A 16963-nucleotide genomic window follows, 5' to 3' on the forward strand; every position below is an offset into this window, starting at 1 on the left:
TAAACAAGTTATTTGATAGTTAATTTGAGAGCGGTAGGGATATTTTTAAAGCTAATTTCAAAGTAAACTGGAAATAATCAATTATTTACTGATATAGTAATTTAATGATAATATTTACTAAGATAATATTTCGCTTAATCTTATTTTAAGAGCGGGGGACCCAAATTATTTATGCGGATGTTTCCGTTATAGGTGAATTCTTAAAAGAAGGGGCTCTTAGTTTCCCTTAGTCCTAACCTGAAAGCTAACCTCGTCAGCGTTTTAGTGGAAACAGAATGAAAGTATTAAGTTAGTCGGTACGAGCTTTTTTTTTTGTGTTAAATCAATTAATAGTTTCATTCATATTACTTGTTTCCCTTACCTGAGCAATATATTAACAATCATCAAGAAGGTGGGGTAAATAATGAAAAGGTTTAAATTAAGTTTAGCAAATCAAATTTTTATCGGTCTTATATTAGGTATTATTGTCGGTGGGATCTTCTATGGAAGTGAAACTGCACAGAGTGTCTTACAGCCATTTGGTGATCTTTTTATCCGATTAATTAAAATGATTGTAGTGCCAATTGTACTTTCTAGTATTATCGTTGCTATAGCTGGTGTTGGTGATATAAGATCTGTTGGTAAGTTAGGTGCTAAATCACTTACCTATTTTATTGGTATGACATTGGTTGCCATTGCTGTTGGCCTTATTGCAGCCAATATATTTCAGCCTGGTGCTGGATTAAATATGGACAAGCTTGAGAAAAGTGACATTTCAGGTTATGTACACACTTCAGAGGAACAAGAAGGAAAATCAATTGCCGACACCCTACTTCATATTGTTCCAACAAATCCTATTCAAGCCATGGTTGAAGGCGATATGCTTGCGATTATTTTCTTTGCCGTTGTATTTGGTCTTGGAATTGCAGCCATTGGAGAAAAAGGAAAACCGGTTTTGCGTTTCTTCGAAGGTACGGCGAATACCATGTTTTATGTTACGAACTTATTTATGAAGTACGCTCCAATCGGTGTCTTTGCATTAATCGGAGTAACAATTTCTAAATATGGTTTCAACTCACTTATCCCATTAGGTAAGTTAGCCTTTACAGTATATGGAACCATGATTTTCTTTGTAATCATAATTTTAGGTTTGATGGCTAAGTTTGTTGGAATCAGTATTTTTAAATTACTGAAGATGATTAAAGAAGAGTTAATTTTGGCTTTTTCAACATCAAGTTCAGAGACCGTACTTCCAAAAATTATGGACAAGATGGAACGAGCCGGAACTCCCAAACACATTGCCACTTTTGTTATTCCAACAGGTTACTCCTTTAATTTGGATGGTTCTGTTTTATATCAAGCAATAGCATCCCTATTTATTGCCCAAATGTATGGAATTGACCTAAGCATAATACAACAAATTACACTAATGTTAGTCTTAATGGTAACATCTAAAGGTATGGCAGGAGTACCTGGTGTCTCCTTTGTGGTTTTATTAGCGACATTTAGTACAATTGGTTTACCTCCTGAAGGATTAGCATTTATTGCTGGTATTGACCGTATTTTAGATATGGGACGTACTGCGGTTAATGTGGTAGGAAATTCATTAGCAGCGATCGTTGTTGCTAAATGGGAAAATCAATTTAACCCTCCTTTTGAAGCTGAAACCATTCAAGAAGCTTAATTAAAAAACAATATGGTGTCTAATTCACCGACAGTAACAGACAGCGTGTAAAGCTGTCAAAACAGACTTTCAACGTTTAATGTTGAAAGTCTGTTTTGTTATCTCATTTATTCATAAAAATAATTCTTCTGTTTATTGATTTCAATTGTTTCGATGAATTTTTCAATGGTTGGTGTTAAGTAAGTATCGGCTCTTCTTATAAAAACAGTTTTTATCTTACTATATTGCTCTGGAAGCTTATGAAATTGAATGAGTCCATCCTTTTCCAATTGTTTAACTTCTGACTTTGGAACGAAAGCAATGCCAAGTCCCATAACAACACTGCGCAAGATGGTTTCTAATGTACCGAATTCCATTATTTTTTTGGGGGTAATGTTTTGATCTTTATACCATTGTGCGAGACGTGCGCGGTATCCACAACCTTTGTTGAAACATAAAATAGATTCTTCTTTTAACTCTTCTAGAGTGGAAACACGAGTATCAGAAATTAATACGAGCTCCTCTTGCAACACTTCATGAGACACAAGGTCGGGATGTAAATCTGATTCTGTAATGAAAGCACCATCCAATTTATGATGTAATACTTCCTCCACTAAGTTTTTAGTAACTCCGGTAAATACAGACAGATCGACATTTTTATATTTTTTAATATAGCTAGACAAAATTGTTGGTAAATGAATGACGGATTCTATTGTACCTATTTCTAATTTTCCAGAGGGTTCATTATTAGTTTGAACTGCATTTTTCATTTCTTCTGTTAATAATAATATTTTTTTACTATAGGCTAATAGTTTTTTTCCCTCTGGTGTTAAGCTCATACCTCGTCTATGTCGATTAAACAACGGAGTATTCATTTCAACTTCTAACTTACGAATTCTAGATGTAATATTTGATTGCACGTAATTCAACTCTTTTGCTGCTTCTGTAATGGTACCTTTATGTGCAACCAACTGAAAAATCTCTAAATCTTTAAATTCCACTATTCAGCCCCCTTTAATTATTCCTTAATTCATATGGTATCACGAAAAGTGATGATAAATCATCACTATTATTCGTTTTAAAAGATATCAAAAAAGGTAGATAATGAATCTGGTAATGATTCAGGGAGGCAGATAAAAATTGAGAAGTAATGTATTATGGGGAGCTGTTTTGTGTTTTATTGCTGCAGTTTCATGGGGAGCAATGTTTCCTGTTGCACATTCAGCTTTTAAACAGATTGATCCTTTTTATTTTACAATCATCCGTTATGGTGCTGTTACAATCATTTTAGTAGCGTTACTCTACTGGAAAGAAGGAAAACAAGCTTTTCGATTAGACGGTAAAGGTTTGAAATTATGGTTCTTTGGTACAATGGCATTTACTGTTTATAATCTATTTATTTTCTGGGGAGAAGATTTATTGGGTGAATCAGGTGTAATGGTGGCTTCCATTATGGAGTCCTTAATGCCGATGATTTCCATTGTGATATTATGGATGATTTTTAATAAACGTCCACATTTATTTACATTAACATGTGTAATTGTGTCATTGATCGGTGCAATGTCTGTAATTACAAAAGGTGATATTAAAGCATTTCTAAGTGCGACGGATGATTTTATTCCTTCCATTCTTATATTTATTGCAGTTATTGGATGGGTTATTTACACAATGGGTGGGAGCAAGTTTAGCGGTTGGTCCGTTTTGCGGTATTCAACGTTAAGCTGTTTGCTTGGAACGATAACAGCCATTGTGATTGTAGCAGGAGCGACACTGATTGGATATGTATCTTTCCCAACAGAGGAAGTTATCATAACAACAAGTCCACATTTACTATTTATGATAATATTTCCCGGTCTCATTGCACTGCTCGGATGGAATATTGGTGTAAGCATTTTATCACCTATAAATGCACTTTTATTCATTAACTTTGTTCCTGTTACCACACTCTTAATCTCGATTTATCAAGGCTATGATGTAACGATGTTTGATATACTAGGCACTGTTTTAATCGTTATTTCACTTTTGGCTAATAATATTTTTCTGAGGTTGCAAAAGAAAGAAAACAAGCAGTTTATTCGAACAAATTTGCATGAACGGATATCTTAACTAACGAAACGTCTTGTTCTTACAATTGACATTGTAGGAAGAAGACGTTTTTTATACTAAACGCTTTTTCTGCTCCATGGGCAAATGTATCCTCAGTTTCATGTAATATTGTCATATTGAATAACATTTCATATTTATATCAATATCAGAAGGAAACCATAAAAATAGGTAGAATATAAAATACTAGTCGGGAAATAAAAATTTTTAATAAAATTAGGAGGGTATCGTGGGAAGATTAATTCATTTTGAAATTCATGTGGATGATATGGAACGAGCAAAGAAGTTTTATGGAGAGGTATTTGGATGGTCATTTGAAGATTGGAGCGATTATGCAGGAATGCCTTATTTTGGAGCAGTAACTGGCGATGCAAATGAGCCTGGAATTAACGGGGCGTTGATGCAACGTCAAAGTGCACCTCCAGCATCTGGCCAGGGTTTAAATGGTTATGCATGTACAATGAGAGTAGGAGATTACGATTCTACAGAAGCCAAAATTCTTAAAAATGGTGGCAAGGTAGCCAAGCCAAAACATGCTCTGCCTGGAATGGCATGGCAGGGTTATTATGTTGATTCGGAAGGGAATATATTTGGGATCCATCAACCAGATGAGAACGCCAAATAGTATTTTTTTATTATGTAAATAGGTAATGTCAATAAAGTTAATGTAAATAGATAAACTTTAGCTTACTACAATCAGGTATTTTCCTTTAATAAGAAAATACCTTTTTTCAATTCAGGAGTCCTATAGGGTATAAAACGATATTCGGAAATGTCGTGGTAATATATATATTCCTGAACCTTTCGCCAATTTAAGCTTTAAACTTATATTGCGCGAAAGGCTCTTTATTACTGCAATAATTGTATGTATGGACTCGTTACTAAATGGAGGTGAAGATATAATGAAAGATTACAAGCAATTCGACGGACTAGGGTTAGCTGAATTAATTCAAAAAAGAGAGGTTAAACCCGAAGAAGTGCGCGAGATGGCCATCCGAGAAATTGAGCAAAAAAACGGGAAGCTTAATGCGGTAATTAATAAAATATATGATCACCCGCAAGAAGGAGATTTCGTTCAATCACAAGGAATTTTTGCAGGCGTTCCAGTGTTAACAAAAGATATTTCTCAAGAATTAAAAGGCCATCCGATATCGAGCGGCTCGAAGGTGCTGGCAAACTTTATTGCTGATCATGATAGTGAATTCGTTCGTCAAATAAGAGATGCCGGTGTCAGCATCATTGGTCAAACGAACGTTCCGGAATTTGCATTAATGGGGGTAACTGAACCAGCTTATTATGGTCCTTCCCGAAATCCTTGGAACACTGATTATACCCCTGGAGGATCAAGTGGGGGCTCTGCTGCCGCGGTTGCATCGGGGATGGTTCCAATCGCAGGTGCAAATGATGGCGGTGGTTCCATTCGAATTCCAGCTGCTTTTTGTGGATTATTTGGATTAAAACCAACTCGTGGTCGTACACCAATTGGTCCTAACCGAGGGCGGGTATGGCAAGGGGCTTCAGTTGATCATATTTTAAGTCGATCCGTTAGGGACAGTGCGGCGATGCTTGACCAGTATCGATACGATCGAGCGTCTGCTTTTATTGCTCCTCCTTTTAATGGGTCTTATCTTACTGCATCTGAGACCCCTATTTCTAGTCCATTAAAAATTGCGTTTACAACAAATTCTCCAATCGGCACGAAAGTTGATCACGAGTGTAAGGAAGCCGTGCATAAAACAATGAAGCTTCTAGAAAGTATGGGACATCATATTATAGAAAAAGAAGCACCAATTGATGGTAAAAAGTTAGCTAGCAGCTATATGATGTTGTATTTTGCAGAAGTTGCTTCAACTTTGACTGCTCTTGAGGATGTACTTGGACGAAAAGTCGAGTTTAAGGATGTAGAGCCAGCGACATGGATTCTTGGGTTACTTGGCAAAGCCGTGTCTGCGGAAGAACTTTTAACAAGTTTAACATTTTGGGATAAGGCGGCAATCCAAATGGAAAGCTTTCATGACACCTATGACCTTTACATTACACCGACAACTGCTAATCCTCCTTTAAGGATTGGTGAGCTTGATCAAACGCCATTTGAAAAAATGCTCATTCGAATAGTTGGAGGTCTAAGATTAGGGGGTATTTTGAAAAAATCCGGCTTTGTTGATCAACTGGCAAACAAAAGCCTTGAGAAGACTCCTTTTACCCAACTTGCAAATTTAACGGGCCAACCAGCCATGACTCTTCCTATGCATATTACAAAGGATGGTCTTCCGTGCGGTATTCAAGTGATGGCAAGACGTGGACGCGAAGACCTCCTGTTACAACTAGCAGGTCAGCTTGAGAACACTGAGTCCTGGATTAATGTAAAAGAAAATCCAATCTATTAATCTTTCATTAGATGACACATTTTTGATATTTTTTTGTAAAAGTAAAGATAAGTGTAACGACCGATTTCGTATGTTAAGCTTAAATACAGGTATTACATGTATTGAAGGTGGAAAACGTGGAATCAATTTACAAACTGCTTGTTGAATATGGAATGAATGCGGAAATAGCCAAATATCTTTCTGTTTTTATCCAAATCCTTATTATCGCGATTCTTTGTATTCTAGCTAATTTTATTACGAAAAGCATAGTTATTAGGATTATCAATCATTATGTAACGAAGACACACTTCAAATGGGGCAATATTATATTGGAAAGGAAGATTTTTCGTAAGTTATCCCATATTGTTCCTGCCCTCATTATTTATCACTTTTCTACGACCTTTCCGAGTTATCAAAGTTGGATAATAAAGGGAGCCATTACATATATCATTATTGTCGGACTGATGGTTTTGGATAGCTTTTTAAATGCTGTAGATGATATTTATAGAACTTATGAAATATCGAAGGTTAAACCGATAAAAGGATATATTCAGGTCGTAAAAATTGTTGTTGTAATTATCGCTGGAATCATCATTATTGCCAACTTAATTGGGAAGAGTCCTGCTATTCTTTTAAGTGGTATTGGTGCATTATCAGCTGTCCTCATGTTAATTTTTAAAGATTCATTATTAGGTCTTGTAGCTGGCATTCAGTTGACGTCGAATGATATGGTTCGCGTTGGTGACTGGATTGAGATGCCTAAATACGGTGCGGATGGAGACATCATTGAAATTTCTTTAAACACCGTAAAGGTTCAAAACTTTGATAAAACGATAACGACAGTACCTAGCTATGCCCTTATATCTGATTCTTTTATAAACTGGAGAGGTATGCAAAATTCCGGTGGACGAAGGATGAAGCGTCCTATTTTTATCGATACAAATAGTATTATCTTTTGCACCGAGGACATGATTGAGAAGTTTAAAAACATCCATTATCTTAGGGATTATATTGATAATAAGGAAAGAGAAATCGAAGAATATAATGCGAAAAATGAAGTGAATCGTAATAATAAGGTAAACGGGCGGGCCATGACGAATATCGGTGTTTTTAGGGCCTATATCACCAATTACTTAAAGAATCACTCTGGAATCAACCAGGAAATGACACAAATGGTTAGACAACTGGAACCAACTGAACATGGCTTGCCAATAGAAATTTATGCATTTTCGAATGATGTCAGATGGGCCGTGTACGAATCAGTACAATCGGATATTTTTGATCATTTATTTGCGGTTGCTCCAGAGTTTGGACTCAGAGTTTACCAAAATCCAACTGGGAATGACTTAAGAAATATGATGGATGAAAGATTATATGTAAAAGGTGATGGTACATCTTGATGCAAAAAGGAAGCTACTATTGAACTTGGTAGCTTCCTCTTTTTTTAGTTAGTTGTTTTTCTGAAATTGAATCATAAAATCTCTTAATGCCATGCAAGCTTCTACTGGAACGGAATTATACGTTGACGCACGGCAGCCTCCGACAGTACGGTAACCGTTTACTCCTACAAATCCTGCTTCTTTAGCTTCCTCTAAAAACTTCTTCTCCAAATCCTGATCAGCAAGTCTGAAAGTAATATTCATAAGGGAACGGCTTTCGGGTTTAGCATGCCCTATATAAAAACCATTGCTTTCATCAATCGCGTCATAAATAAGGTGCGCTTTTTCTTCATTTTGTTTTGCTAATGATTCTAATCCGCCTTTTTCCTCAATCCATCCTAATACTTCACCAAGCATATAAATGCCAAAAGTAGGAGGGGTATTAAATAACGAATTATTTTTAGAATGGGTGCTATATTTCAGCATTGTCGGGAGATTCGGATTCGCTTTTTCAATCATGTCTTTACGAATAATGACGACCGTTACCCCAGAAGGTCCGAGATTTTTTTGCGCTCCTGCATAAATAAGAGCAAATTTGCTAACGTCTACTGGCCTAGACATGATGTCACTCGACATATCCGCAATTAAAGGAACCTCACCTGTGTTAGGGAAATCCTTCCATTGGGTACCATAAATGGTGTTGTTAGAAGTTATATGAACATACTCATCGTCTTGATTAATTTTCAGGTCATGTAGATTGGGGATGAAACGGTGGTTACTCTCTTTACTGCTAGCTGCCTCGTAAGGATCGCCAAACAGCTTTGCCTCAGCGAATGCTTTTTCTGCCCATACGCCTGTATTCACATAAGCAGCTTTTTGACCTTTTTGTAAAAAGTTCATAGGAATCATTGAAAATTGAAGACTTGCTCCACCTTGAAGGAAGAGAACTTCGTAATTATCAGGAATGGAAAAAAGAGTTTTCAAGCGAGAAATCGCGTTATTATGTACTTCCTCATATGCAGCACTACGATGGCTTAATTCCATGACGGACATACCTGTACCACGGAAATTAAGCAATTCTTGTTGAGCTTTTTCAAGAACCGCAGAAGGTAATGCCGAAGGACCAGCGTTAAAATTGTATACAGGTTGAATGGTTTGTTTCACAATACTCACTCCAATGTTATTATTTATATTTTTCATTTGTGTTTTAGATTCAATCGGGACTGAAATGAAAGAAATACCTGATTTCAGTCTCGATTCCGGTTCAATCGGGACAGAAAAGTGAGAAATACCTGGTTTCAGTCTCGAATCAAGGTCAATCGCGCCTGAAAAGTGAGAAATACCTGATTTCCGTCTCGATTCCGGTTCAATCGGGACAGAAAAGTGAGAAATACTTGATTTCCGTCTCGAATCCGGTTTAATCGGGACTGAAAAGTGAGAAACACCTGATTTATGATTTCGATTCGGATACAAAAGCGATTGGTTACAATTACTTAAATCTCAACCCGCGATTCAAAAGCCTGATTATTTTGAAATAAACTTCTATCCAATAATAACTCTTTCTTCTGGATATCGGTAATTTTCCTTCTTTTTCTTACCGCCTATTATAAAAAAGAAAGAGGTTAGACCGATTCTTCCGACGAACATTAAGAACATCAATATGCATTTCGCAAATATGCTTAGATCGGGGGTAATTCCTAAAGATATTCCAACTGTACCAAATGCAGAGCAAACTTCAACAATAATCTCAATAAGTTGATGCTGCGGATCAGAAATACTGATTGCTACAATTGAGATAAAACACATGATCAAGGCTAGTGTCGTAAAGGCAATTGATTTCATCATATCATCTTGATGAATCTCCCGTTTAAAAATTTTGATATAACGATTTCCTCTTGCAAAGTTATATAGAAATAAAACATTTAAAGCAAAAGTTGTCGTTCTAATCCCACCACCAACGGAATTTGGAGATCCACCAATAAACATGAGAAGGCTCATAACCAATAGTGAAGATAAAGAAAAATCGTTCATATCCATGGTTGTAAGACCAGCACTTCTCGCTGTGGTTGCTTGGAATAAAGCATAGAAAAAGCCTTTATGCCATGTAAGATCCTTAAAATAATGCTGAAATTCCATTAGGTAAAATAGGAGGGTTCCAATTACAAGAAGGATTCCATATGTAGAAGTTGTTAATTTTGCAAACAATGAAAAGTTCTTTTTTCTTCCTAACGCAAAATCTTTCACTTCTATTAATACAGGAAATCCAATTGCACCCGAAATAATTAGAATCATTGTTACCACTTGCACGAAATAATCACCAGCGAATGGAACAAGAGATTCGCCCGTAATATCCATTCCAGCGTTAGTCGTTGCACTGACAGATGCAAACAAACCTTGTACAAATGCCTCCTGCCAAGTCGGGAAATATCTTAAAAAGTGAATGCCAAATACAATTGCCCCAGTTATTTCAATCAGGATAATAATTTGAAGGATTTCTTTAATCAATTTTACGAGTCCAGATAGAGCGTATTGATTATTATCAACCATGATTAATCGGCGATCTCGCAACCCAATTTTTCTCCTAAAAACCATCCAGAAAAACGTACTGATAGCCATAATGCCAATTCCAGCAAATTGTAAAATGATGATAATAACAAAATACCCGAAAACACTAAATGTTTCCGCAATATTAAATACAGCCATGCCTGTATCACTAACTACGCTGACAGCCATAAAGATGATATCCATCATACTGAGGTTGACTCCAGGCCTATAGACTGCAGGGATGCTGAATAATAGAATGGATATTAATACAGCGAGTAAGTAATATCCTGCAATAACATGGGCAGGTGCGAGATTTTCTAACCAGCTGCGAAATTTCCCCCACATGGATGACAGATCCCTTCAAATTTTTAATATACCTTATCATAATGAATAATAGGTGTAATTTAAAGTGCTATTTTATACAATTAAAAATAATTTATCTGCTAAATTTCATAGGGAGTGAAATGACATTGGAAAATACTATTGCTAATTTAAGTGAGATATATGAGTTAAAACGTAATCCCGAAAATGCAATATCCATGGAGCAATATATGAAGAACTTATTTCCTTTCCTTGGGATCCGATCACCTGAAAGGAAGGCAATCACTGCAGATTGGTTAAAAAATGTGGGCTTGGTTCCTCATGAATCTTTAACCGCTTTTATAAAGGAACTATGGGATAAACCTGAAAGAGAATATCAATATGTAGCGTTGGATTATTTGATTAAAAAGAAAAAATACCTGCTGGAAACAGATATTGATTTATTGGAATATACAATTATAACAAAGTCGTGGTGGGATACAGTTGATTTAATTGCAAGTCATTTGGTAGGAGAATTATTTTTAAAACATCCTAATTTAATCAAAACGTATGGAGAAAAATGGATAAGTTCAGATAATATATGGTTGCAAAGAACAATGATTTTATTTCAGTTAAAATATAAAAACAAAACTGATGAGCAGTTGCTATTTTCAATTATTCAGCGTACTTCTCACATTAATGAATTCTTTATCCAAAAAGCGATTGGCTGGTCATTAAGAGAGTATTCAAAAACAAATCCCGAAGCTGTTGCTCAATTTATCGAGGTTAACGAATTATCAAACTTAGCAAAAAGAGAAGGGTTAAAATATATAGTTAACTACTCTTAACGCCATAAATAATAAACGCAACTCCAAGAAAAATCCAAACAAATTTTCCAAACGCAATTTTATCGGCAAGTCCAATGAGACCAATAGTGGTTGTTATAATAAGAATAGTCGGTCCGATTAATGCGAGCGAACTATTAATGATTAATGCTTTTTCTACGTCATTATACTTAATCATTAGAAAGGCGGCGAATATTTCTACACTTCCGGATAATAAGCGAAGTAGCGCCATCCCGATGACGGCTTTTTCCAATAAAGTAATCATTCGTATCCTCCCGTGGTTATACTCGTTTCATTATATGAATTACTTGTCCATATAATCACTGGAAATTGTGAGTGCTTGAAAATAAAGAATTTTTTTCTGTCTATAAAGAGGTTTCTACATAATCATTTTTTCTCTTCATAAAATGGACAAGAGAGGTTGTCCGCGGGAGGAGATAGAAGTGATTTTCGGATAATGAAAAAGATCATCCTATCCTATATCTTTTTGTTTTTTGGCGCATTCTTGCAAGGGATTTCTATGTCCTTTTTTTTATTTCCTCATTCGATTCCCTCAGGTGGTGCGGCAGGTTTGGCACTGCTTGTGAATCATTGGTTTGGCTTCCAGCTTGGTTTTTCTTTATGGCTTGCAAATGCCGTTTTTTTACTGTTTGCCTATCAATATTTCGGCTCCTCATGGACGTTTCGCACGATTATTTCTGTTGCAACGACCTCGACGACGGTTAGCTTTTTAGCTTCTCAAATTCCGTTTCCTCATATACATATCATTTTAGATATTTTGGCAGGGAGCCTATTTTTCGGAATTGGGGTTGGAATATTGATTCGGGTTGGTTCGTCGAGTGGAGGGATGGTCATTCCTGCGTTGATGATCGCAAAGTATAAAAATTGGAGCCCTGGTAAAGTGATGATGGCGATCAATTTATTGATTTTTTTATTAACATCGCTTGTTATCGATTATAAAATTGTCGTATACGCTGTCATTTGCCAGTTTCTTTCCACTCGTATTATTGACTATATTTACGAGTTAAACATACATAGGTTGGCGCTTTTAACCCCTTCCTGGCGAAAAAAATGAGAAGATCCGTTAAGAATCTTCCCATAAGCCTTTTTACAAGATATCGCTATCTTTTAAATAAGACATAACTAATTGAACCGATTTCTCGATAGTCATTTTGTCTGCTTCAATAACAAGTTCGGGATTGATAGGAACTTCATATGGTGAATCGATACCAGTAAAATCTGAGATTTCTCCTAACCTAGCTTTTTTGTATAAACCTTTAGGATCACGCTTTTCGCATAAATGCAACGGGCAATCCACAAATACCTCTATAAATTCGTTCTGCTCGAACATGTTTCGAACTAATTGTCGATCCTCATAAAAAGGAGAAATAAATGCAGTGGAAACGATGTGGCCACTATCTACAAACAGTTTTGCCACTTCACCAACTCTACGAATATTTTCTTTCCGATCTTCTTTTTTAAAGCTTAAATCTTTGTTTAATCCGTGACGAATATTATCCCCATCTAATACATAGCTTTTAATCCCTTGGTGAAATAATTCAACATCTAAAGCATTAGCCAAGGAAGATTTTCCGGAACCAGATAATCCGGTAAACCAAAGGACACAGCTTTTATGGCCATTCCTAAGCTGCCGGTCTCTTTTTGTTACTAACGTATCGTGCCAAACGATATGACTGCTTTTCCCCATTTCATCACCTTCAATGCAAGATATAGGCTTCATTTAGTCCTTCAATAAGCGTTTCAACTACTTCAGGACGACTAAATTCCTTTGGAGGATGTTCTCCGTTTTTTAACATTTCCCTTACTTTTGTCCCAGATAAAATTACGTGATGTTCCGAATCATGTGGACATGTTTTTTCGGATGCCATGTTTTCGCATTTCTTGCAGTAAAAGCTATGTTCGAAAAATAACGGCTTAATTTCTAATTCATCTTCATCGAAATAACTGAATATTTTTTGCGAGTCATAAGTTCCGTAATAGTTTCCTACTCCGGCATGATCCCTCCCAACGATAAAATGAGTACAGCCAAAATTTTTCCTGACAATTGCATGGAAAATAGCTTCTCTAGGGCCGGCATAGCGCATAGCGGCAGGGAATACAGATAAAAATACTCTGTTTTTTGGGTAATAGTTTTCAATTAATATTTGATAGCTTTTCATTCGGATTTCACTCGGGATATCGTCTGCTTTCGTCTCGCCAACAAGTGGATTTAAGAACAGTCCGTCGACTATTTCTAATGCGGATTTCTGAATATATTCATGGGCACGATGGACGGGGTTTCTAGTTTGGAAGCCGACGATCGTCTTCCAGCCCAATTCATCAAATTTTTTTCTTGTTTCTATAGGATCTAAATAAAATGAGGTGAACGTTATTTTTTCGGGTTTTTTTATAAGGGTGATTGGACCAGAGATATAGAAATCTTCTCTTTCGAAAAGTTTTCTCACCCCAGGGTGGTTGAGATCTGTCGTTCTAAAAATGAGATCTGCTTCCATATGTTTGTCGGGTTTAAACTTTTCCTCTACTTCCAACATTCCATAAATCATGTCATTATGAACAAGATTAATCCTTTCTCCTGCCTCGATTTCTGCTGCCTTCCATTTATCAACTGCTAATGTTATTGGGATGGACCATGGAATTCCATTATTCAATCTCATATTATGGAGGACAGAATAATAGTCCGCTTTTCCCATAAATCCTTCGAGAGGGCTATAAGCACCATTGGCGATTAACTCCAAATCACTAAGTTCCATATTATCAAGTTCAACATAGTTAAGAGAAAGGTCTGCAACAGATGAAAGCTTAATTCGATTAACTAGTTTTCCCCCATGTGGAATAATACTCAATATGTTTACCTCCTTTATTCATGTCTGATGAAGTCCACATTCCAGTTTCGTAGTTCCCGCCCATCGCCCTGATCGAAGGTCGTCTTGATCAAGTACAGCAGAAGTACAAGGCCAACAGCCAATGCTAGGATAGCCTTGATCATGAAGAGGGTTGTACGGTAAATTATTCAATTGGATATACGTCAAAATATCGTCCCAAGTCCAATGAATTAGTGGACAAATTTTGATATTCGAAAACTTATGATCTTTATTAATAAATTGGGTATTGCTTCTTGTCGGTGATTGATCCCGTCTTAAGCCTGAAATCCAAGCTTTTGTATTTTTTAAAGCTTCCTGTAAAGGGAGCACTTTTCGAATATGGCAGCATTGATTCGGATGTTCAGTCCATAATTCATCACCAAACATAGCGGCTTGCTCCCCGACAGTAATTTTTGGTTTAACCATTTTGATGTTTAGAGTGGGATAACGAAGTTTTACTTTTTCAATTAATTCATATGTTTCAGGAAAATGAAGTCCTGTATCGAGAAAAATGATATTTGCATGAGGATTTACTTTATTAATTAGATCAATGAGTACGATACCCTCAGCGCCGAAACTGCAAGCATACACAATCTCATCCCCGTACTCTTGAAAAGCCCATTTTAAAATATCCATATAATCTGGATATTCATTTGAAATATTTTTAATTTTTTCTTCGTTCCAATTTTCATAGCTTAAAACGTCAGACATGTTTTTCACCCCATTTCGATTTAAATGAGCATGTGTTCTCCCATAAAAAACGTTTCGCATCTAAGTCCACAGCGTTGTGCTTCAAGAACTAATACATCACTTAGTTTTACATTTCCTAAATTGACATTAGGTCCGATTTCGTTGATGAAATACATTTGATGTTTTGGTGTTGGAGCTTCAAAGATGATTTTTTCGTAATCGAGATTTTCTAGTATGTTTGAGATTAAATCCGCATTAATTTTGCCATTTTGGTTATAAATTCCAGAAGTTCCAGAATCTCTTCCTTCTGTAATAACGTAATTACAACCAGCATTCAATAAGAGCTCAATTTCTTGCTTCCATTCAGAAATATCCATGTGATGATTGACGTCCTTTGACCCCACCTCAGCAATCACATGAAAATCTTTCAACAAATTAGAAATAATATTTAAGCGTTCCTCAATAGAAATGTCTAATGTTCCAGATGAAACTTCAACCCATTCAATTCCGTGTAGCTGCAAAAAATGTAAGTATTCCGGAATCTTTTTTTGTAAATAGCATTTTTCAAATAATGTACCGCCACAATAAGGTTTTACATTAAATTCCTTATATAAATCGATTTTTTTCTTAAGGTTTGGAGCAACGTAAGCAGAGCCAATACCAATTTTAGCCACATCAATCAGGTGACTATAATCCGTTAATATATTCTTTAATTCTTCGTAAGGGGTACCTAAATCAATAATGGATGTTAGACCATAAGTTCTTGGTTTTATCGTTCTTTCGGGTAAATGTAAAAAATCCATAGGGAAAGTGCCTCCTCTATTTTTCTAGGTTAGCCTATTCGAAAAATGGGCGAATGTGTAAAGAATGGGCTTTTACCATGGAAAATAGGCATTTGCCCTGTATAAAAAGAGAGGTGCATTCAAACAATAAACAAGATTCTTGCAGCAGGGGAGAGGACAGCTTTGTCTAAGAAAAAACCGAAAGGCGGGACAATTCTTGCAATTAGTTCCATCCCGCTCATTCTAGTACTTGGAAACTCTATGCTAATTCCCGTATTGCCTAAAATGAAATCAGTATTGGATGTATCTCAATTTAAAATTAGTTTAATCATTACTGTTTTTTCCATTGCAGCTGCAATTGCAATTCCAATTTTAGGGTATTTATCAGACCGATTTTCACGAAAGGCCATTATAATCCCTGCACTAATTTTGTATGGGAGCGGTGGAATATTAGCGGGAATGGCAGCGGCTTGGTTTTCTAATACCTATACGTGGATTCTCGTCGGGCGGATCATGCAAGGGATAGGAGCAGCCGGTACCGCTCCGATTGCAATGGCATTGACGGGGGACTTATTTAAAGGAGGAGAGCAAAGTAAAGTATTAGGATTAGTTGAGGCATCTAATGGTGTTGGGAAAGTAATCAGTCCTATTATCGGTTCTTTATTGGCACTGATTATCTGGTATGCGGCTTTTTTTGCCTTCCCTATTTTTTGCCTTATTTCCATTTTATTAACGATATTTTTTGTAAAAGAAAAGAAAAAGGAGGAAGAACCTCCGCCATTTGGGAACTACGTAAAGGGTCTCGCTTCTGTTTTTAAAACAGAGGGTCGATGGTTATTGGTCGCATATTTGACAGGTGCTACATGCCTTTTTGCTTTATTTGGTATCCTATTTTACATTTCAGATATTTTAGAGAAGGATCATCAAATTGATGGATTACTGAAAGGAGCGATTTTAGCGATTCCGTTATTGTTCATGACAACAACCTCTTACATTACTGGAACTAAGATCGGGAAAAATATGAGACTCATGAAAAAATTAATTATTATAGGTTTATTGCTCATGACGGCGTCGTTTTCAACGCTTGTTTTCTTTAAAAGTTTAGTTCCATTTTTTTCAGTGCTAGTCATTAGCAGCGTAGGAACTGGTTTAGTTCTACCTTGTATTAATAGCTTTATAACAGGTTCTGTTCCTTCTGATAGACGTGGATTTGTAACGTCGCTATATGGTTCCGTCCGTTTTTTGGGCGTTGCAATCGGTCCACCTGTATACACTGCATTAATGGAATGGTCACGAACAGGTATGTTTTTATCCACCGCTGGCCTGACACTGTTTGTAGCATTTCTATGTTTAGTGCTCATTCGTGTAGGAAAGAAAGAGCCCAAACAGGAAAGCGATTCGTTGTTTGAAAAATTGGAGTTTACGTAAAG

16 protein-coding genes and 1 riboswitch are annotated in these 16963 nt (G+C 36.3%); of the genes, 8 read left to right on the forward strand and 8 right to left on the reverse strand.

What is annotated here, in order from left to right:
• Nucleotides 1-121: 121 nt before the first annotated feature.
• Nucleotides 122-274, forward strand: a riboswitch (cyclic di-AMP (ydaO/yuaA leader).
• Between the two features lie 129 nt (nt 275-403).
• Nucleotides 404-1663, forward strand: a complete 1260-nt coding sequence (locus KHA97_RS22245) for a cation:dicarboxylate symporter family transporter (protein ID WP_213126997.1) — start codon at nt 404-406, stop codon at nt 1661-1663.
• Nucleotides 1664-1770: 107 nt separating this feature from the next.
• On the opposite strand, the gene KHA97_RS22250 is transcribed toward KHA97_RS22245, so the two are convergent.
• A complete protein-coding gene (locus KHA97_RS22250) occupies nt 1771-2643 on the reverse strand; it encodes a LysR family transcriptional regulator (protein ID WP_213126998.1) in 873 nt (290 codons plus the stop codon).
• A 139-nt stretch (nt 2644-2782) separates the two neighbouring features.
• On the opposite strand from KHA97_RS22250, the gene KHA97_RS22255 reads away from it, so the two are divergent.
• The 4 genes from KHA97_RS22255 (at nt 2783) to KHA97_RS22270 (ending at nt 7511) form a co-directional block, all read left to right on the forward strand.
• Nucleotides 2783-3748 (forward strand): DMT family transporter, encoded by a 966-nt coding sequence (locus KHA97_RS22255; RefSeq protein ID WP_213126999.1) that lies wholly within the window; start codon nt 2783-2785, stop codon nt 3746-3748.
• Between the two features lie 226 nt (nt 3749-3974).
• Nucleotides 3975-4370 carry a VOC family protein gene (locus tag KHA97_RS22260; protein ID WP_213127000.1) on the forward strand — a complete coding sequence of 132 codons (396 nt, stop codon included), beginning with the start codon at nt 3975-3977 and terminating at the stop codon, nt 4368-4370.
• Between the two features lie 277 nt (nt 4371-4647).
• Entirely contained in the window at nt 4648-6132 is a 1485-nt protein-coding gene (locus tag KHA97_RS22265; RefSeq protein ID WP_213127001.1) for an amidase, read from the forward strand.
• 116 nt (nt 6133-6248) lie between these two features.
• Nucleotides 6249-7511 (forward strand): mechanosensitive ion channel family protein, encoded by a 1263-nt coding sequence (locus KHA97_RS22270; protein WP_407658061.1) that lies wholly within the window; start codon nt 6249-6251, stop codon nt 7509-7511.
• Nucleotides 7512-7559: 48 nt separating this feature from the next.
• Here KHA97_RS22270 and serC read toward each other — a convergent pair whose 3' ends face one another.
• Nucleotides 7560-8690 (reverse strand): 3-phosphoserine/phosphohydroxythreonine transaminase, encoded by a 1131-nt coding sequence (gene serC / locus KHA97_RS22275; protein ID WP_213127059.1) that lies wholly within the window; start codon nt 8688-8690, stop codon nt 7560-7562.
• Nucleotides 8691-9032: 342 nt separating this feature from the next.
• On the reverse strand, nt 9033-10379 hold the full coding sequence (locus tag KHA97_RS22280) for a TrkH family potassium uptake protein (protein ID WP_213127002.1): 1347 nt from the start codon (nt 10377-10379) through the stop codon (nt 9033-9035).
• A gap of 125 nt (nt 10380-10504) precedes the next feature.
• Here KHA97_RS22280 and KHA97_RS22285 point away from each other — a divergent pair, with 125 nt between their 5' ends.
• A complete protein-coding gene (locus tag KHA97_RS22285; RefSeq protein WP_267912471.1) occupies nt 10505-11182 on the forward strand; it encodes a DNA alkylation repair protein in 678 nt (225 codons plus the stop codon).
• On the opposite strand, the gene KHA97_RS22290 is transcribed toward KHA97_RS22285, so the two are convergent.
• Entirely contained in the window at nt 11169-11444 is a 276-nt protein-coding gene (locus KHA97_RS22290) for a DUF2619 domain-containing protein (protein ID WP_213127004.1), read from the reverse strand. The genes KHA97_RS22285 and KHA97_RS22290 overlap by 14 nt on opposite strands.
• A 192-nt stretch (nt 11445-11636) precedes the next feature.
• On the opposite strand from KHA97_RS22290, the gene KHA97_RS22295 reads away from it, so the two are divergent.
• Complete coding sequence (locus KHA97_RS22295) at nt 11637-12254, forward strand: YitT family protein (protein WP_213127005.1); 618 nt, start codon at nt 11637-11639, stop codon at nt 12252-12254.
• Nucleotides 12255-12287: 33 nt separating this feature from the next.
• On the opposite strand, the gene cysC is transcribed toward KHA97_RS22295, so the two are convergent.
• Genes cysC through KHA97_RS22315 form a run of 4 tightly spaced genes read right to left on the reverse strand, consistent with a single transcriptional unit; the run spans nt 12288 to nt 15554 of the window.
• Nucleotides 12288-12887, reverse strand: coding sequence for an adenylyl-sulfate kinase (cysC, locus tag KHA97_RS22300; RefSeq protein WP_213127060.1), 600 nt, complete (start codon nt 12885-12887; stop codon nt 12288-12290).
• Nucleotides 12888-12897: 10 nt separating this feature from the next.
• Entirely contained in the window at nt 12898-14046 is a 1149-nt protein-coding gene (gene sat / locus KHA97_RS22305) for a sulfate adenylyltransferase (protein ID WP_407658064.1), read from the reverse strand.
• Nucleotides 14047-14061: 15 nt separating this feature from the next.
• Nucleotides 14062-14772 (reverse strand): phosphoadenylyl-sulfate reductase, encoded by a 711-nt coding sequence (locus KHA97_RS22310; RefSeq protein WP_213127007.1) that lies wholly within the window; start codon nt 14770-14772, stop codon nt 14062-14064.
• Nucleotides 14773-14792: 20 nt separating this feature from the next.
• Nucleotides 14793-15554, reverse strand: coding sequence for a phosphosulfolactate synthase (locus KHA97_RS22315; RefSeq protein WP_213127008.1), 762 nt, complete (start codon nt 15552-15554; stop codon nt 14793-14795).
• A 162-nt stretch (nt 15555-15716) separates the two neighbouring features.
• On the opposite strand from KHA97_RS22315, the gene KHA97_RS22320 reads away from it, so the two are divergent.
• A complete protein-coding gene (locus KHA97_RS22320; RefSeq protein WP_213127009.1) occupies nt 15717-16961 on the forward strand; it encodes an MFS transporter in 1245 nt (414 codons plus the stop codon).
• Nucleotides 16962-16963 lie beyond the last annotated feature (2 nt).

Origin of the sequence: Lederbergia citri (assembly GCF_018343625.1) — a bacterium.
Taxonomy (GTDB): domain Bacteria; phylum Bacillota; class Bacilli; order Bacillales; family Bacillaceae_C; genus Lederbergia; species Lederbergia citri.

Bases quoted from the DNA above. Each gene is read 5' to 3' on its own strand.
- KHA97_RS22245 (WP_213126997.1), top strand. From the start codon at position 404: ATGAAAAGGTTTAAATTAAGTTTAGCAAATCAAATTTTTATCGGTCTT.
- KHA97_RS22265 (WP_213127001.1), top strand. From the start codon at position 4,648: ATGAAAGATTACAAGCAATTCGACGGACTAGGGTTAGCTGAATTAATT.
- serC (WP_213127059.1), bottom strand. From the start codon at position 8,690: ATGAAAAATATAAATAATAACATTGGAGTGAGTATTGTGAAACAAACC.
- KHA97_RS22280 (WP_213127002.1), bottom strand. From the start codon at position 10,379: ATGTGGGGGAAATTTCGCAGCTGGTTAGAAAATCTCGCACCTGCCCAT.
- KHA97_RS22290 (WP_213127004.1), bottom strand. From the start codon at position 11,444: ATGATTACTTTATTGGAAAAAGCCGTCATCGGGATGGCGCTACTTCGC.
- KHA97_RS22295 (WP_213127005.1), top strand. From the start codon at position 11,637: ATGAAAAAGATCATCCTATCCTATATCTTTTTGTTTTTTGGCGCATTC.
- cysC (WP_213127060.1), bottom strand. From the start codon at position 12,887: ATGGGGAAAAGCAGTCATATCGTTTGGCACGATACGTTAGTAACAAAA.
- KHA97_RS22310 (WP_213127007.1), bottom strand. From the start codon at position 14,772: ATGTCTGACGTTTTAAGCTATGAAAATTGGAACGAAGAAAAAATTAAA.
- KHA97_RS22315 (WP_213127008.1), bottom strand. From the start codon at position 15,554: ATGGATTTTTTACATTTACCCGAAAGAACGATAAAACCAAGAACTTAT.